The organism is Methanobrevibacter arboriphilus JCM 13429 = DSM 1125 (assembly GCF_002072215.1).
GTDB lineage: Archaea > Methanobacteriota > Methanobacteria > Methanobacteriales > Methanobacteriaceae > Methanobinarius > Methanobinarius arboriphilicus.
Window position 1 is genome coordinate 1 of sequence record NZ_JXMW01000023.1, and the last position, 17,885, is coordinate 17,885.

The following is a 17,885-nucleotide window of genomic DNA, read 5'->3' on the forward strand; positions in this document are numbered from 1 at the left end:
TAATAATTATTGTTAATAAATTTTACATTATGAAAATGAAATACTAAAAAATGAAGTACTAAAAATATAAAGATAGTTATAAAGTGTTATTGCATTATCATGTATTTTAAAAATATTATTGGATTAATTTATTAGATTTTATCTTATTGATTATGATTAATTTCATTGATCATGATTAACTTCATTATGATTAATTTCATTGATTATGATTGATTTAAAAGTTATAATCTTTAACTAATGCTTATAATCTTTATAATTTAAACAATGTACGAAATTGATTAGAAGGGGGAATCGTTGACATTGAAAAGGTAGGTAATTGTTGAATAATCTAAAACTAGGTTTAGGGATAAAATGAATAGTAAAAATATTGATTATTTAAATATGTATGAAAACGTTAAAGATGAGCTTAAATTTTTAACTAGCTCTAAAATTCGGATAAAATTATTAGAATGCTTATCTGAAATACCGGTTCCTATGAAAATTTTGTGTGAAAATACTAATTTAAATTATAGTGCTATATCAAATAATATACACAGATTAAAAGATAATGGTTATGTTGATTCAGATGATGGTAAATTTTGCTTAAACAATATAGCTATAATGAAACTTTTAAACTTTTATGATTTCAGTGAAACTGTAAAGATTATTAGAACTTATATTGATTTATGGATAGATCATGATATCAGCTGTATTTTATTAGATGGTTTAGTAGATTTAAATTCTTTAAAAACTGGGTACTTAATTGAATCTATTCCCACTGATATTTATAGACCACATAATATATTTAAAAATATTCTGAAAGCTTCTAATAATATAAAATCTATTTTTCCATTTGTACATCCTGAATATCCAATAATATTCCAAGATTTGATAGAAAATGGGGTTAATATTGAAGTTCTTTGTGGAAAAGCAATCACATTAAACTTCATAGAATCAATGGACCTTAAAACATTAAAAACTGGGTCAAAAAATAGGAATTTTAAAATTAAATCTTCAAAAAATGATATTAAGATATTTTTAACGGTTGCAGATGAATTTATGGCATTTGGTCTTTTTAAAGAAGATGGAACATATGATCAAAATAGATTATTAATATCTGATGATCTAGATGCAGTTAAATGGGCTAATGGATTGTTTGACTATTATAATTCTATAGGAAATAGCCTTTATATATAATTTTTAAAATATTTTAATATTTTAAACATAAATTTTTAATTTTTTAGCATTTGTTGAATTATTTATCTATAATAGGATTACTATAAAAAGTTTAGGTGCATAATATGGAATATAATAAAAAATTATCGATTAGTAACAGCTTTAACTTGATGAACAAAGATGATATAAACAATGAAAATAAACTGAAAAATATAAACGTTATCAAGAATGGAAATGATTTTAAATTATTTGATTTAGATAAAGATAATTATAAAATTACAGATATTGTCTCAAATAGTGTAATTGATGTAAAAAGTAATGAGATATTTATTAATATAAAGCATATTTTAACATCTACACTAAGAACAAGGCTACTGATCTGTCTTTTCTCAGGAAAAAAAGATTTAAAATCACTTAGAAACGATTTAGGAAAACCTTCAACTTCAATATTGCATGGAATAAAAGAACTTGATAAATTAAACTTAATAAAAAAAGAGAAGAAAAATTATTGCCTATCTTCTAATGGAACTATGTTGGCAATGAATGTTATTAAACTAATTCAAAATATCTATTCTATTAATAATAATTCTCATTTCTGGGATTCTCATTCTATAAAGGATATACCTTATGAATCATTAAAGAAAATTCATTTAATTCAAAATGCCAAGTCAATAAGATCTTCGGATAATGATTTAGCTAAAACTTCTAAAGAATATATAAGTTTAGTTTCAAAATCAAAGGATATTAAGGTTTTGCTACCTATATTTTCATCAGTTCATTTAGATGTTTTATTAAAAAGTTTAAATAATGGTGCAAATTTAGAATTAATCGCTAATAAAAATATTCTTGAGTTTATAAGGAATAATGGTTATGGAAAAAAGTTTTCATCATTTGTAGAAGATATTAACACGAATAATAATAAGAATAATAAAAATAATAAAAATAATTCTCTTAAGATATGGGAATTGTCAAAAGAATTTAAATTATTTTTAAGTTCAGGTAATAATTTTTTATCATTAGGATTATTTTCTGATGATGGATATTATGATGATTCTATCATTCTAGTGGATAACACGAAAGAAGGAATAAACTGGGGGATTGAAGTATTTGAATATTATAAAGAATATTCAGAACAAATTGATATTTTAAAATATTTTAATATTAAGAATTAATATCAAATATAATTTAAAATGAACTATTTAAAATAAGTTAAACAATAAAATAAATTAAAATAATAAAATAAGATAAAATAAAAAATTTAGAATAATTAAAAATAGAATATCTAAAATAAAATTAAAATAAAGTATCTAAAATAAGTTGAAATAGCTACCTGTAAGTTGAAATAGATATCTGACATAATTTAAAAAAATATAATTTGTAGAAAAATAAAGTTTGGGGATTTAAATTAATTTAATTAATTGAAATAATTCCCAACAACTTCTTTTAAATCTTCTATATTTACTCTTTTTTGTTTTTCAGTATCCCTATCTCTAATTGTCACAGAATTATCTTCAAGAGTATCATAATCAATAGTAATAGCTATTGGAACTCCTATTTCATCTGCTCTAGCATATCTTTTACCAATTGTTCCAGAAGTATCATAATCAACCATGAATCCAGAATTCCTAAGATTATTTGTAATTTCAGTAGCTAAGCTATTTAATTCATTTTTATTCATTAATGGAAATACACCTACTTGTATTGGAGCAATTGAATTAGCTAATTTGAAATAATCTTTATCTTCTTCATTTTCTGCTTTATGGAATGAATGTAAAAGTACTGAGTATAATATTCGATCAATACCAAATGAAGGTTCAATTACATGAGGTATGATCTTTTTTCCCTTAATTTCTTCTTCGACATCTTCAAAGGTAATATGTTCGCTTTGTATTTCAAAAGTTTCTCCATCAATTAAGGCTTCATAGATTCCATCTTTTTCGATTGATGCTTTAATCTTTTCAACCATCACGCCATCTATATCTTCTAAGAATGATTTCACTTTTGGAGCATTTTGCTTAAATGAAGGGCCAAATTTAGCCATATTTGGTTTTGCTATTGTTTTAGATATTATTTTAGGTTCTTCATACTGGATAAAAATGTTTAACTCTTCATTACTATATTTGGAATGGGATTTTAAATCATAATCTCCTCTATCAGCTATTCCTATAATTTCAACCCATCCATATCTATCTGTTTTAACTTCAACATCCCAACAATCAATTGCATAATGAGCCATTTCATTGGGAAGATGTTGTCTGAATCTTAAAACTTCATCAGGAATTCCAAGCTCTTTTAAAAACTTTTTAGCTAAATATATTTGATAAATTAAAATTTCATTAGCTACAATACCATTTTCAAGTGCTTCTTTAGCTGTTATTGTTATGGGATCTTTTCCTTCGATTTGTGTTTTTTGAGAATTTAGAACTAATTTCTCACCAGCTATTGTTTTGAATTTAGGGTGTGTTTTATTTTCAGGATCAACAAATATTTCTGCTTCTGCTTGTGTAAATTCTCTAAGTCTTATTACTCCTTGCCTAGGTGAAATTTCATTTCTATAAGCTTTTCCTAACTGCACTGTTCCAAAGGGTAGCTTATTTTTGAAAAATCTTGAAAGTCTTTTGAAGAGTATAAATATTCCTTGAGCGGTTTCTGGACGCATATAACCAGTTTTATTTCCTTTAGCCCCAATATTAGTTTTAAACATAAGGTTATAGTTCCAAATTTCACTTAATTTATCTCCACAGTTTGGACAATTGACATTATGTTTTTTAACAATTTTGTCTAACTCTTCATTAGTCATACCTTCTACTTCAAGGTTGGTTACTTCTTCAATTATATGATCTGCTCTAAAAACATCTTTACAACCATCACATTGTGTCATAGGGTCTGTAAAATTATCAACATGTCCTGATGCTTTTAAAACTTCTTCAGGAGTCACTGTTGGACTTTCTATTTCATAGAATCCTTCTCCAGCTATATATTGTTTTCTCCATAGCTGCATAATATTATTTTTTAAAATAGCTCCAAGAGGTCCATAATCAGTAAATCCAGAAACTCCTGAATAAATTTCAAAGGATGGCCATAGAAAACCTCTTTTGGTACTGATATTTATCATTTTTTCATGATTCATTAATATTACTCCAATTTAATTGAAAAATTTTAGATATGCTTTTAGATATATCTTCGGTGTATATTTAGATATATTTTTAGATATATTTTCAGTTTTTAATTAATTTATTATTAGATTTATTTTTAAATTTATTTTAGGTTCATTTTTAGGCTTATTTTTAAGCTTATTTTTAGATTTATTAGATCTTTCTAAGTTCATAATCTTGCTTTATTCTACTACTTTCTGGACGAGTCTGTCCCATATATTTGCTGTCTCTTTCAGGATGTCCATATGGTTTTTCTGCATTAGAAGTCATAGTTTCAAAAACTATTTGACAAGCTCGTTGTCCTGGATATAGGGCAACTGGCATCTTACCAATGTTTGAAATTTCTAGTGTGATTTTACCTTCAAAACCAGGATCAATATATCCTGCAGTTACATGCATAGTTATCCCAAGTCTTCCCATTGAAGAACGCCCTTCTACTCTAGCTACTAAATTATCCGGTATTTTAACGGTTTCATAAGTTGTAGCTAATGCAAACTCATTTGGGTGTATAATAAATGATTCTCCTTCTTCTATATGCATGGAATCCATGTATGAATCAAGGTCTTCAGGATCTTTTGGATCAATAAATGGTTTTTTAATAATCTTAAATCCTTTGAATTCATCTCCAATTCTTAAATCAACTGATGATGGTTGAATTTGTTTTTCAAAGTTTTCTAGAGGATCTATGCTTATTTTTCCTTCTTTTAGATATTTTTTTATGTCTTTGTCACTTAAAATTGCCATTCATTAGTCTCCAATCCAGTAGTTTTTAATTTTTTATATAAAATTTATTTAATATAATGTTTATTATAGTATTTTTGTTTTATAGTAATCATTTTATGATGATGATTGTGTATCATGGTGATTCTGTATCATGATGTTTGTGATAATTATTTATATTGTTAATTTTTTTATTATTATTAACTTTTTTATTATTACTTCTACTATTTTTTATTATACTTTTATTATCTTCTTTATCATTTCTATTATTTTTTATTATTACTTTTATTATCTTCTTTATTATTTCTATTATTTTTTTATATTATTTTTATATTATTGAAATTTTCAGATTTTTGGATATATTAACAACATTAATAAAATTAATAATATTAATAGATATACTTAAAATATGGATTATAGCTAAAAATTATAGCTAAAATATTGATTATATTTAAAAAGGAATATTAATAATATATAATTATATATAAGAATAATATATAATTGTATATAAGTTTTATAGATAAAAAAATTTAATTTTAGAATATTAATCTACTATTATAAAATTTAATATAGTAAATTATTCAAATTTCATTAATATTCTTCTTAAAATTCCTTTTAGAGTATGTGCTTCTCTTCCTGTGATAAATGCTCTATTGATTATATTTTTAAATGACTTTATTCCTGTTTTTTCTTTATGTTCTGGGATATCTAATTTTTTTATTATATCTTCCATATCTTTTAGAAGATATTCTTTTTCAATCCTTGTTGCTTCTTCTAATCCTTCTACTGGAAATTCATTTCTATTTTTAAATAATTCATAAAAAATAATGGCTGCTGCATGAGATATATTCATAATTGGATAGCTATGTTCTGTTGGAATACTGACTATAATATCACACATTTCTATTTCTTCATTGTAAAGTCCATTCCCTTCTCTTCCAAAAATTAAAGCTATTTTTTTGTTTAAATTTATAGATTTTCCTAATTCTTCTGGTTTTATTGGAATACGTGATAGATTGTAGCTTCCTCCTGGTGTGCCTGTAGATCCAACTATAAAATCTATTTCCTCTTTTTTTAAAAAATCATCAAGATTGGGGTATGTATTTTTAACGGCTTTTTCTACAATGTATTTTGCATGCATTGCTTGATAATAAGCATCTTCTTTTAAATTACAAGGATTTATTAGTATTAAGTTTTCCAATCCAAAATTTGCCATGGCTCTTGCTAAAAATCCAACATTTCCTGAAGATTCACACTCTACAAAAACAACAAATATATTATCTTTAAATCTATTATAATTTTTTGAAAATCTAATTTCTTCTGCAGTTGAAAGCTTTTTACCTCTTTTTTTTGAAGTTGATTTTGCTTTAGAACTGCTCTTTTCTTTTTCTTCATCTAAGACAGTAGTATCCTCTTTAATAACTACTATTTCTTCTGAGATTGTGTCTCCTACTTGATCACCCCCTCAATTTTATTTATCATCATATGACATTTTTAGAAGTTCTAATATGTTCATGACTTTAATATTATCTAAACCTTCTTTATTTAACGCATCTTGGATATTGTATTGGCAAAATGGACATATACTGATTACTGCATCAACATCAAGTTTTTCAACCATTTCTGCTTTTTTCTTACCTAATCCAAATGCTATTTCTGGTTTTGCAGCTCTAACTCCACCACCAGCTCCACAACATTGGTCTGGTTTTTCCATTTCTATAAATTCAACACCTTTAATATTATTAAGTATTTCTCTAGGTTCTTCTTTTATTCCTTGACCTCTATTAAGATGACAAGGATCATGATATGTGACTTTGAGATTCAAATCTTTCATTTTTTCTGTATCAAGATTTTTAGCTAAAAACTCACTTATGTCCATTACATTTAGATTTACTCCATATTTAGGATAATCATTCTTTAATGTAGCTCCACAACCAGCACACATTGTAATTATAGTATCATAATCGGATAATGCATCTTTATTTTTTAAAACAAGGCTTTCTACAATTTCAGTTTGCCCAGTCCTTAGCATTGGAGACCCACAACAAATTTGATCTTCGGGAACATCAACTTCAATTCCATTTTTCTTTAAAACATCAATAAGGGCAAAACCAACATTTTGAAGTCTATAATCAATCATACATCCTGTAAAAACAGCTATTTTTCCTTTTTTACTTTTATTTTGATTTTCACTATTTTTGAATGCCTTTTCTTTTTCGGTTCTTTCTTTAGAAATTGTTTTAATGAAACTTTCATCTAATTCTTCAACAGATCTTCCAGTTTTTGAAATAAGTTCCTTAACTTCTTTATGTGCTTCAAGAGGTCCTAAATCCTTCATATTTGCTATAGCTCTTAATTTTTCTATAGCATCTCCAAAACTATTAATTTCTTTTGGACATATTTCTCCACATTTCCCACAACTAGTACAATAATATAATCCTTCCTCAATACTTTCTTTTGTTCTTTCCCCAATGTCTCTAGGATCAAAATCAAATTTTGATATATATCTCATGAAATAAGGCCCTGCGAATTCTTTTGTTTCTTTTATTACAGGACATACTGAAAGACAGGAATAGCATTCAATACAACTTCTAACTTTTTTAGTATCCATACATTCTTCATTTTCAATAATCGAAGGACATCCACAGCCATCTAGTTTTATATTATTTGTTTCAGGGGATTTTTTCAAATCTTTGAATTTTTTATTTTTGTTTTCATCAATTTCTTTATTTTCATTACTTTCATTATTTTCATTTTCATTAACTTTATTATCATTAATTTCATTATTTTCTATGTCGTCATTATCTTTATTATATTCCTTATATTCCTTATATTCATTATTTTCATTATTCTCATTATTTCTATTGTTTTTATCTTTATCATCTGTTTCTAAGAATAACCCCATATTAGCTACTTTTTCTTCAATCTTGGTTTTGTCTACAATTAAATCTTTTATCACTGGAAAGTCTAAAGGTTCTATTTTTGATTTATCTTTTATTTCAGATTTGCATGCAAGAACTACTTCTCCATTCATTTTTAAAGCACAAGACCCACATTGTCCTGCTCTACATGAACTTCTGAAACTTAAATTATCATTATAATTTTCATTTATAGCTATTAATGCATCTAATATCTTCATCTTATATTTTTTCTCGATTTTATATTTTTTAAAGTAAGGTTCTTTATCTTTTTCCCTATCAAACCGTAATACTTCAATTTCAATCATTTTATCTCCAGGTTTCCTTATTTATTATTATTTTATAATATTTATTATCAATTTTATTGATATATTTATTACTTTTATTATTATTTGTATTATTACATTTATTATTATATTTATTATTTTTATCATTATTTTTAATTATATTATGATTAATTTGTTTAATTTTAATATTTTTAAATATAATTTTAAATTCAGTTATAATGTATATTTATCTTTTTAATTTTCAGCTTTTTAATTCAAAAAGTATATTTATTAATTAATCTAAAAATAATTTTATGTTATAATTTTATTATAGTTTCATATTATAAATTATAGTTTTATATTATAAAATTTTATATTACGAATTATATACTAGAATCATATAATTAGAATTAAATTTTAAATATATATTAGAATTAAATTTTAAATTAAATTTTATATTATAATTAATATTTATACTATAATTTTATGCTTTGTTATGATTTTATATTATAATTATGTTTTACTATATTCTATGTTTATTATTATAGTATGTTTATTATATTACTTATAATTATTGATTAACTTATGGATTAGCTTAATACTTCTTTTATAATAGTATTATGTCTTTTACCACTTAAATTATTTTGTTTATACTGTTTATATTATTTATGGTGTGTAATAATGGATTTGAATCAATTAGTGAATGGTAAATCTGGAGATAAAGAATTTTTGTTAGGTAATGAAGCAGCTGTTAGAGGTGCTATTGAAGCGGGTGTTTCAGTCGCTGCAACCTATCCTGGGACTCCTTCTTCTGAAATTGGAAATATTTTGTCTTTTCTTGCAAAGGATGCAGGATTATTTTTTGAATTTTCTATCAATGAAAAAGTTGCAATGGAAGTTGCAGCTAGTAGTGCTGCTAGTGGACTAAAATCCTTTACCTTCATGAAACATGTTGGTTTAAATGTAGCATCAGATTCATTTTTAACTGCAGTTTATACTGGAACTCCTGGAGGAATGGTTGTTTTATCTGCTGATGACCCTTCTATGTTTTCTTCTCAAAATGAACAAGATAATCGTCATTATGCTAGATTAGCTAATTGTCCTGTTTTAGAGCCTTCAAACCCTCAAGAAGTTAAAGATATGATGAAATATGGCTATGAACTCTCAAAAAAATTTAGTATTCCAGTAATTTTACGTACTACTACTCGAATTTCTCATATGAGGGGTGTTGTAGAATTGGGCGATGTTGAAATTACTAATAATAAAACAGATGATTCTAACAGTATTAATTTTGGAAAAAACGTTCATTGGGAAAAAGGTTTTTTTAAAAAGAATCCAAAACAATTTGTTCCAGTTCCAGAGAATTCTATGGTAATGCATGAAAAACTTGTATCTAAAATGGAAGATATTGAGGAATTAGCTAATAATTCAGATTTAAACTTTATTTTTAATTCATTTGAAAATATTGATTCTGAAAATATTAAACCTAAGTCTAAATATGGAATAATATCTAGTGGTAGTGCTTTTAATTATGCCTATGATGTTGTTGTTGAGGATAATCTAGCTAATTTGGGTTTTGATATTCTAAAATTAGGTTTTACTTATCCATTCCCAAAAGATTTAGCTTTAGATTTTATTGAAGGTTTAGATGGTATTTTTGTAGTTGAAGAAGTTGATCCAATAATGGAAAAAGAAATTTTAGCTATTATTGGTGAGATTGGAATTGATATTCCTGTTTTTGGAAAATTAGATGGTACTTTTCCACTTATTCATGAGTTTAATTCTGATATTGTTAGAGATTCTATAAATAAAGTCATTAATTCATCTATTAATACTATCGATAATATTAATAATTGTAATAATTGTAATAATAGTAATAATATAAATAATAGTAATAATAATATTAATAATTGTAATAACAGTAATAAAATCAATAATAGTAATAATAATAGTAGTAATTATAATAACAGTAATAAAATCAATAATAGTAATAATGGCAACAATGATTTAAACATTAATAAAAGATTAAAAGATATAAAAGATAATTTACCTTCTAGACCTCCTACATTATGTCCTGGTTGTTCTCATAGGGCTACTTACTTTGGTGTTAGACGTGCTGCTGAAGAATTGAATATTTCAAATGAAAATCTTATTTTTTCTTCAGATATTGGTTGTTATACTCTTGGTGTAAGTCCTCCTTATGAAACTACTGATTATTTATTGTCTATGGGGTCTAGTATTGGTGATGCATGTGGATTTTCAGTTGCTACAAATCAATATATTGTTAGTTTTATTGGAGATTCTACTTTTTTCCATGGTGGGATACCTCCTCTTATAAATGGGGTTCATAATAAACATAAGTTTGTAGTAACTATTCTTGATAATCGTACAACTGCGATGACTGGAGGTCAGCCTAATCCTGGACTTCCAGTTGATGGAATGGGGGACCAAGCTCCAGAAATTTCAATTGAGGAAATCGCCAAAGCTTGTGGTTGTGAATTTGTAGAAATTATTAACCCTATGAATTTAAATAAAACTATTGATACTTATAAAAGGGCACTTGAATATGAGGGAGTATCTGTTATAATTGCTAAATATCCTTGTACTCTTATTAAAGGATTAAAAAGAAAAAGACCGATGGTTATAAAAGAAGATAAATGTAATAACTGCCAAAATTGTGTAACTACTTTAGCATGCCCTGCTATTTCTATTGTTGATGGTAAAGTGGAAATTGATGATCTACTTTGTAAAGGATGTACTGTTTGTGTACAAATGTGTGATGAAAAGGCTATTGGTGTTAAAAAAGATATTTAGTTATCTGGATTAAAATTTATTTAGAGATTAAAATTTATCTGGAGGAAACATAATGCTTAATGAAGAAAATTCTTATAATATTTATATTTGTGGGGTTGGTGGCCAGGGAATAATTAAAACTTCAGTTATTATTGGTGAAGCAGCTATGAATGAGGGTTATGATGTTGTAATGAGTGAAATTCATGGAATGTCTCAAAGAGGAGGTGTAGTATCTACTGAATTAAGAATTGGTGGGTATAAAAGTTCTATAATTGGAAAATTTAAATCTGATATAATTTTAGCTTTTGAACCATCTGAAGCTGTAAGGGCACTTGATAAGGCAAATAAGAATACTAAAATCATATTTAACACATCTCCAATAATTCCATCCACTTTGAACCAATTTAATCAAACTTATCCAAGTGTTGGTAACATTACTGAGAGTTTAAATGAGAATTATGGCTCTGTATATCCTGTTGAGGGAGAAAAATTAGCTATTGAATCTGGAAGTATATTATCTCTGAATATGGTTCTTCTTGGTGCAGCTATAGCTAATGATACTTTTCCTCTTTCAAAAGAATCAATTATAAAATCTATGAAAAATAATTTAAACAGTAAATTCCATAATATGAATTTAGATGCTATTGAAAAAGGTTATAATATAGTTAAAAGTAGTTAATTTAAAGTATTTATTATTTTTACTATTAAAATAAATTTTATATAGGAATAAATCTTAGAAGAATAAGAATAAATATTATAAGAAATATTATAAGAAAAATATTATTAGTAATTTAATTATATAGGGGATTATATGAGTTACGAAATTAAAAATGCGATCATTCAAAGAGATGATCTTGATGAAAGCTTTGAATTAATTGATCCAAATGGATTTTTTAAAGAAGAAAATATTTTAATTGCTATTGATAGTGATACATTAATAACAATCCAATTATTAATAAAATCAATTTTAAGAAATGATTTTAAGAAATGGAATGAAATTAATGAATTAACTGATGGAGAATCTATTGCTAATTTATTTGTTAAATTAGGTTATAAAAGAGAAGAAGTTGCTGAACTTTTGAAAAGTTTTGAATAATAATATTTAAGTTAATTTATAAGCTAAAGGATAATTTATAAGCTAAAGGAATTTAGCTTTAAAATTTTTAGATTTTAAATTAATTGTTTAAACTTCAAACAATATTTTCATATTATATCTAAATTTATATTTAAATTTATATTTAAATTTAAATTCATTGATTTAAAATAATTAATTTAGTTTAAATTTAATTTAAATTAATTTTATGTCTTCAGCAGTTAGTATGTTAGCTTTTTTTTCTTTTAAAACTTTTATTCCTTCGTCAATATTTTCTAATCTTACTACAACAATAGCTTCATCACTCTTTTTACTAACAAATGCATAGATATATTCTACATTTATATTTTCATCATCAAGATGTCCTAAAATAGTGTTTAAACCATTTGGTTTATCTGGAACTTCTATTATAATGACTTCATTTTCTTTTACAACAAAATTATTTTTTTCTAAGACTTCTTTTGCTTTTTCATTTTCTGATACTATTAATCTTAGTATCCCAAACTTAGTTGTGTCTGCTATAGAAAGAGCTCTAATGTTTATATTCTCTTTTGCTAAAACATCCATAGCTTTTTTTAATCTACCTTCTTTGTTTTCAATAAATACAGATATTTGCTTGTTTTTCATGAAAATCCCTTTTTATAATTATTTTCCTCAATTTTATTAATACTTAATATAAATGATAGGAATAATAAATTATAGGTCATTTTATTCAAATTTAAACCTATACTATTCTCTATTCAAAATTTCTTTCATCTATTACTCTTACAGCTTTTCCTTCACTTCTTGGAAGAGATTCTGGCTCAACTAAAGTGACATTTGCACGTAATCCTATTTCTTTTTGAATAATTTTAGATATATTATCTTCTATAGATTCCATTATTCTCATTTCATCAGAAAATAGTTCTTTAGAAGTTTCTACTCTAACTTCAAGTTCATCTAAATGCCCTGGTCTTGTAACTACGATTTGATAGTTTGGTGTAAGCCCCTCAATTTTTAGTAAGGCTCTTTCAATTTGTGAGGGGAATACTATTACTCCTCTTATTTTAAGCATATCATCACTTCTACCAGTAATTCTAGACATTCTAGCTAGAGTTCTACCACAATCACATTTTTCATGTGTGATTGAGGTTATATCTTTGGTACGGAATCTTATAACTGGCATTCCTTCTCTTGTAAGTGTTGTTAATACTAATTCTCCTTTATTTCCATCTTCTAAAGGTTGCATTGTTTCAGAATCAATAATTTCTGGATAAAAATGGTCATCAGATATGTGTAGTCCTGTTTTTTCTGGACATTCTTGAGCTACTCCAGGTCCAATAACTTCAGTTAAGCCATAAATATTAAGAGCAATGATTCCTAATCTTTTTTCAAGTTCTTCTCTCATTTCTTCAGTCCACATTTCTGCTCCAAATATTCCTGATTTTAAAGTAATTTCATCTGGAGTTAATCCTTCTTTTTCAAGAACTTCAGCTAAATAAAGTGCATATGACGGAGTACATGTAAGAATTGTACTTTTAAAATCTTTCATCACTTCAATTTGACGTTTTGTGTTTCCTGCAGAAATGGGGATAACTGTTGCTCCTACTTTATGTCCTCCATAATGGATTCCAAGCCCTCCAGTAAAGAGTCCATAGCCATAACAATTTTGAATTCGATCTCCACGTGTTCCAAGTCCCATGGTTATCGCTCTTGCACTAACTTCTGACCAAATTTCCAAATCTTTTTCAGTATATCCAGAAACAGTTGGTTTACCTGTTGTTCCAGAGGTTGTGTGGATTTCTATAATTTCTTCTTCTGGAACTGCAAACATTCCAAAAGGATAAGCATCTCGAAGATCTGTTTTTGTTGTAAAAGGTATTTTATTTATATCTTCAAGTGTTTTAATATCTTCTGGTTTTATCCCAGCTTTATCAAACTTATCTTTATAAAATGGAACATTTTCATAAGCTTTCTTAACTGTTTCTTTCAACCTTTTAAGTTGTAGTTCTCTTTTTTCTTTTATGCTCATACATTCTAATTTTTCATCCCAAACCATATTCATCCCTATGTTTATATATAATCAGTTATGTTAATTATATATTATTTTATATTATAAATATATTAATTTATATTATACCTATATTATTTTATATTATACATATATTAGTTTATATTATTAGTATATTATTTTATATATATATATATATATATTAAATTTATATTTTTATATTGATACTAAGAATTAAATTATAGTATTTTCTATTAATAATTAAATATTAGATAATACTCATAATTAGATGAAATAATAAGTATGTTAGTTAAATAATAGCTATAAATAGATATTAAATATTTTTATTAATATTTTTATTAATGACTTTATTCATATTTTTATTAATTTTTACTAATATTTTTATTTATATTTCTTAATATTATGTTTCTTTATATTATTTTTACTAATATTTATTTTAGATAGTATTATTTTTCATATTTCATAACACTATTTTTATTAATATTATTCTTATTAATATTATTTTTCTTATTAATATTATTTTTATTAATATTATTTTTATTAATATTATGTTTATTTGTATTATTTTTCATAATTATCTTTCTAATATTTAAATAGATTAATATTTTTTCTTCTTTATTTTTTAAACTATTTATTTATTTAAATTATGTAATGTATTTATTATTTAATACATTTATTATAACTATTGGATATTAATTTTATAATCAGAAATTTATGTATAAAAGCTTATATAATACTAAAGTACAAAAAGAAATTTTGTAGATATATAGATTAAATTTAAACTTTTAAAGTCAATTTCTCAGTTTTAAAATTATTTTTTAAATTTAGTTTATATTTTTAATATTGATTGTAGTTATAATATTGATTATATTATTGATTGTAGTCATATTATTGATTATTATATTGATTGTAATCATATTGATAACTAATATATTGATTGTAGTCATATTAATGACTATTGTATTGATTGTAGTTTTATTAATTAGTATGTATTGTTTGTAGTTTTATATTAATGGTTATGATATTGATTGTAGTTTTATTAATAGTTATAATACTTTTGAGGTTTTTTTCATGAATTTAATAATTTTATCTATAGTTTTCTTAGTTTACTTCTTTGTAGTAGGCTATGTTGGATATATAGCTTGGAAAAGCACGAAATCTTCTGATGAATTTATGGTTGCTGGGCGAAAAACACATCCTTATATAATGGCATTGAGTTATGGTGCTACTTTTATAAGTACGGCTGCTATTGTAGGATTTGGAGGTATTGCAGGTCAATTTGGTATGAGTTTACTTTGGTTAGTATTTTTAAATATTTTTGTTGGGGTTTTCATTGCATTTGTATTTATGGGTAAAAGAACTCGAAAAATGGGCCATAATCTTGGTTCTTTAACATTTCCTGAGTTTCTTTCTCGTCGTTTTGATAGTAGATTTATTCAATATTTTAGTGGTGGAATAATATTCTTTGGAATGCCTATTTATGCATCTGTTGTTCTTATTGGTGCTGCAAGGTTTATGGAAACTTCTCTTTCAATTAGTTTCACTTTATCTCTTTTAATTTTATCAGTTTTTGTTGCTTTCTATGTTATTTTTGGAGGAATAAGGGGAGTAATGTATACTGAAGCTGTTCAAGGGACAATAATGTTTATTGGAATGATTTTCTTACTTATATTTACTTATTGGATTCTTGGTGGAGTTACAGAATCTCAAACAGCCCTTACGAATCTCGCACCTCACTTTCCAGCATCGGCTCAAGCTTTAGGTGGAACAGGATGGACAACTTTCCCAACTTTGGGAAGTCCTTTTTGGTGGACACTTGTTTCCACAATTATTATGGGTGTTGGTATTGGTGTACTTGCCCAACCCCAACTCATTGTTAGATTTATGACTGTTCAATCTGATAAAGAACTTAATAGGGCGGTTTTAATGGGAGGAATCTTTATAGCAATTATCACAGGTTCTGCTTTTATAGTTGGTTCTTTATCGAATGTTTATTTCTTTAATACGTTGGGTCAAATATCTGTGGATGTTGTTGGAGGAAATGTCGATAAGATTATTCCAACATTTATTAATCTTGCTCTCCCAGAATGGTTTGTATATATATTTTTATTAACATTACTTGCAGCAGCTATGTCTACTTTGAGTTCTCAATATCATGCTCAAGGAACTTCTTTAGGAAGAGATATATATGAAACTTTGAAGAAGAAAAAGAATATTGAATCAATCCCATTGACTCGTATTGGGATTTTAATAGCTGTAATTTTAGCATTTGTTCTTAGTTTAATATTGCCAGGAAGTGTAGTAGCTCAAGGAACTGCTCTTTTTTATGGAATATGTGCAGCAGCATTTTTAAGTGTTTATATATGTGCATTATTTTGGAAAAGAACCACAAGGGAAGGAGCTATCGCAGGAATTGTTTCTGGTACAGTAACAAGCCTTTTTTGGTTAATATTTGTATATGGAAAAACAGCTGAGGGTCTAGGTATTTGCCAATTTTTAACAGGTCAACCTATGCTTATTCCGACAATGCCATGGCCAGCAATTGATGCATTAATAGTGGCTGTACCAATATCATTTATATTTACTATAGTTGTAAGTTTACTTACAAAACCAATGGACCAAGAACAATTGGATAAATGTTATAGAGGGTTTAACTCAAATAAAAAAATCGAGGGAAAATAATTTTGTCAAATTAATTTTTTAACAAATTAATTTTTTAATTATTATAACTAATTATTAAAATAAAATTAATTGTTAAACAAATTGTTAAAATAAAGTCAATTATTAAGATAAATTAGCTGTTAAAATAAATTGTTAAAGTAAAGCTAATTATTAAAATAAGATTAATTATTAGTATATGGTGTAAAAATGATTTTAGGAATACCTGATCCATGGGTTTTAAGTGGTTATTTGCTTGTAATACTATCCACACTTTTATGTGTGGTTTATGGTATTATAAATTGGAATAAAGGAGATGATGAAAACTATTCTGAAGAGTAGTTTTCTCATTGCTTTTTAACTTATTATTCTACTATAATTTTATAAATTATTCTGCTATAATTTTATAATTTAATTTCCAATAATTTATTCTATTTATGCTAAATATTAAATATTGTAATATACAAATATATTCATAGATTTAATTAATATTATAAATTATCATAGATTTAATTAAGATTATATTTTGAATAATAATTTTATTTAATTGTATATCTAGTTATTTAATTATATATTTAGAATATTTTATATAGTAACTATTAGAGGAATAAACATGAAGATTATCGAAAATATCATTGGAAAAGAAGTTGTTAATACTGACGCTGTATTAATAGGTAAAGTATCCGATGTTGAATTTAATGATGTTACAAAAGAAGTAGAATCTTTAATTTTAAAAAAAGGCGGAATATCAGAAACTTTGAATATTTCTAAAAGTGAAGATATAATTCCTTATGATATGATAAGTAAAATAGGGGATAAAATCCTTCTAAAAGATGTTTTTGATGTTTTTGATTAATAATATATAACATTTTAGTTAATAAATGTTAAGTTTAAGTAGATTTTAAGTTTGCATAAAGTAAGAATAGCCAATTTAGTATCTAATATCTATTTAGTATCTATTATTCTAATTTAGTATCTATTTAGTATCTATTTAGTATTTATTTAGTATCTATTATTCTAATTTCGTATCTGCTTATTTAGATAGTTTATATATTTTATATAGCTATATTTTTTTTATTAATTCTCTAATTTTAATATTATGTTTTTATAATTTTA

General features: G+C 25.1%; 14 protein-coding genes. 8 read left to right on the forward strand and 6 right to left on the reverse strand.

The window, feature by feature from the left end; all coding sequences use genetic code 11:
* The first annotated feature begins 351 nt into the window (after positions 1–351).
* Together MBBAR_RS08370 and MBBAR_RS08375 are read left to right on the forward strand one after the other, a co-directional pair.
* Positions 352–1,176, forward strand: a complete 825-nt coding sequence (locus MBBAR_RS08370; RefSeq protein WP_080460908.1) for a helix-turn-helix transcriptional regulator — start codon at positions 352–354, stop codon at positions 1,174–1,176.
* A 104-nt stretch (positions 1,177–1,280) separates the two neighbouring features.
* Entirely contained in the window at positions 1,281–2,327 is a 1,047-nt protein-coding gene (locus MBBAR_RS08375; RefSeq protein ID WP_080460909.1) for a helix-turn-helix transcriptional regulator, read from the forward strand.
* 242 nt (positions 2,328–2,569) lie between these two features.
* On the opposite strand, the gene glyS is transcribed toward MBBAR_RS08375, so the two are convergent.
* The 4 genes from glyS to tfrB form a co-directional block, all read right to left on the reverse strand.
* The gene (gene glyS / locus MBBAR_RS08380; protein WP_080460910.1) at positions 2,570–4,285 is read right to left on the reverse strand and encodes a glycine--tRNA ligase; all 1,716 of its coding nucleotides are present in this window, start codon (positions 4,283–4,285) and stop codon (positions 2,570–2,572) included.
* 178 nt (positions 4,286–4,463) lie between these two features.
* On the reverse strand, positions 4,464–5,054 hold the full coding sequence (gene dcd, locus MBBAR_RS08385; protein WP_080460911.1) for a dCTP deaminase: 591 nt from the start codon (positions 5,052–5,054) through the stop codon (positions 4,464–4,466).
* A 553-nt stretch (positions 5,055–5,607) separates the two neighbouring features.
* Positions 5,608–6,459 carry a TrmJ/YjtD family RNA methyltransferase gene (locus tag MBBAR_RS08390; RefSeq protein ID WP_394334526.1) on the reverse strand — a complete coding sequence of 284 codons (852 nt, stop codon included), beginning with the start codon at positions 6,457–6,459 and terminating at the stop codon, positions 5,608–5,610.
* A 42-nt stretch (positions 6,460–6,501) separates the two neighbouring features.
* Positions 6,502–8,256 (reverse strand): fumarate reductase (CoM/CoB) subunit TfrB, encoded by a 1,755-nt coding sequence (gene tfrB / locus MBBAR_RS08395; RefSeq protein WP_080460913.1) that lies wholly within the window; start codon positions 8,254–8,256, stop codon positions 6,502–6,504.
* Positions 8,257–8,895: 639 nt separating this feature from the next.
* On the opposite strand from tfrB, the gene MBBAR_RS10560 reads away from it, so the two are divergent.
* The 3 genes from MBBAR_RS10560 to MBBAR_RS08410 all read left to right on the forward strand — a co-directional run bounded on the left by MBBAR_RS10560 (position 8,896) and on the right by MBBAR_RS08410 (position 12,103).
* Positions 8,896–11,028 carry a thiamine pyrophosphate-dependent enzyme gene (locus MBBAR_RS10560; protein ID WP_080460914.1) on the forward strand — a complete coding sequence of 711 codons (2,133 nt, stop codon included), beginning with the start codon at positions 8,896–8,898 and terminating at the stop codon, positions 11,026–11,028.
* A 52-nt stretch (positions 11,029–11,080) separates the two neighbouring features.
* Positions 11,081–11,686, forward strand: coding sequence for an indolepyruvate oxidoreductase subunit beta (locus MBBAR_RS08405; protein WP_080460915.1), 606 nt, complete (start codon positions 11,081–11,083; stop codon positions 11,684–11,686).
* Between the two features lie 132 nt (positions 11,687–11,818).
* Positions 11,819–12,103: a hypothetical protein gene (locus tag MBBAR_RS08410; protein WP_080460916.1), complete on the forward strand. Its 285-nt coding sequence runs from the start codon at positions 11,819–11,821 to the stop codon at positions 12,101–12,103.
* A gap of 192 nt (positions 12,104–12,295) precedes the next feature.
* Here MBBAR_RS08410 and MBBAR_RS08415 read toward each other — a convergent pair whose 3' ends face one another.
* Together MBBAR_RS08415 and MBBAR_RS08420 are read right to left on the reverse strand one after the other, a co-directional pair.
* Positions 12,296–12,727: an amino acid-binding protein gene (locus MBBAR_RS08415; protein WP_080460917.1), complete on the reverse strand. Its 432-nt coding sequence runs from the start codon at positions 12,725–12,727 to the stop codon at positions 12,296–12,298.
* Positions 12,728–12,836: 109 nt separating this feature from the next.
* Entirely contained in the window at positions 12,837–14,138 is a 1,302-nt protein-coding gene (locus tag MBBAR_RS08420; RefSeq protein ID WP_080460918.1) for a phenylacetate--CoA ligase family protein, read from the reverse strand.
* Between the two features lie 1,044 nt (positions 14,139–15,182).
* On the opposite strand from MBBAR_RS08420, the gene MBBAR_RS08425 reads away from it, so the two are divergent.
* The 3 genes from MBBAR_RS08425 (at position 15,183) to MBBAR_RS08430 (ending at position 17,625) form a co-directional block, all read left to right on the forward strand.
* On the forward strand, positions 15,183–16,793 hold the full coding sequence (locus tag MBBAR_RS08425; RefSeq protein WP_080460919.1) for a sodium:solute symporter family protein: 1,611 nt from the start codon (positions 15,183–15,185) through the stop codon (positions 16,791–16,793).
* Positions 16,794–16,979: 186 nt separating this feature from the next.
* The gene (locus tag MBBAR_RS10660; RefSeq protein ID WP_263641191.1) at positions 16,980–17,111 is read left to right on the forward strand and encodes a symporter small accessory protein; all 132 of its coding nucleotides are present in this window, start codon (positions 16,980–16,982) and stop codon (positions 17,109–17,111) included.
* Between the two features lie 271 nt (positions 17,112–17,382).
* On the forward strand, positions 17,383–17,625 hold the full coding sequence (locus MBBAR_RS08430; RefSeq protein ID WP_080460920.1) for a PRC-barrel domain-containing protein: 243 nt from the start codon (positions 17,383–17,385) through the stop codon (positions 17,623–17,625).
* Positions 17,626–17,885 lie beyond the last annotated feature (260 nt).

Excerpts from the sequence above, each read along its gene's own strand:
- MBBAR_RS08430 (WP_080460920.1), top strand. The coding sequence starts at position 17,383 with ATGAAGATTATCGAAAATATCATTGGAAAAGAAGTTGTTAATACTGAC.
- MBBAR_RS08375 (WP_080460909.1), top strand. The coding sequence starts at position 1,281 with ATGGAATATAATAAAAAATTATCGATTAGTAACAGCTTTAACTTGATG.
- MBBAR_RS08415 (WP_080460917.1), bottom strand. The coding sequence starts at position 12,727 with ATGAAAAACAAGCAAATATCTGTATTTATTGAAAACAAAGAAGGTAGA.
- MBBAR_RS10560 (WP_080460914.1), top strand. The coding sequence starts at position 8,896 with ATGGATTTGAATCAATTAGTGAATGGTAAATCTGGAGATAAAGAATTT.
- MBBAR_RS08410 (WP_080460916.1), top strand. The coding sequence starts at position 11,819 with ATGAGTTACGAAATTAAAAATGCGATCATTCAAAGAGATGATCTTGAT.
- MBBAR_RS08405 (WP_080460915.1), top strand. The coding sequence starts at position 11,081 with ATGCTTAATGAAGAAAATTCTTATAATATTTATATTTGTGGGGTTGGT.
- dcd (WP_080460911.1), bottom strand. The coding sequence starts at position 5,054 with ATGGCAATTTTAAGTGACAAAGACATAAAAAAATATCTAAAAGAAGGA.
- MBBAR_RS08420 (WP_080460918.1), bottom strand. The coding sequence starts at position 14,138 with ATGGTTTGGGATGAAAAATTAGAATGTATGAGCATAAAAGAAAAAAGA.
- MBBAR_RS10660 (WP_263641191.1), top strand. The coding sequence starts at position 16,980 with ATGATTTTAGGAATACCTGATCCATGGGTTTTAAGTGGTTATTTGCTT.
- glyS (WP_080460910.1), bottom strand. The coding sequence starts at position 4,285 with ATGAATCATGAAAAAATGATAAATATCAGTACCAAAAGAGGTTTTCTA.
- tfrB (WP_080460913.1), bottom strand. The coding sequence starts at position 8,256 with ATGATTGAAATTGAAGTATTACGGTTTGATAGGGAAAAAGATAAAGAA.
- MBBAR_RS08370 (WP_080460908.1), top strand. The coding sequence starts at position 352 with ATGAATAGTAAAAATATTGATTATTTAAATATGTATGAAAACGTTAAA.
- MBBAR_RS08425 (WP_080460919.1), top strand. The coding sequence starts at position 15,183 with ATGAATTTAATAATTTTATCTATAGTTTTCTTAGTTTACTTCTTTGTA.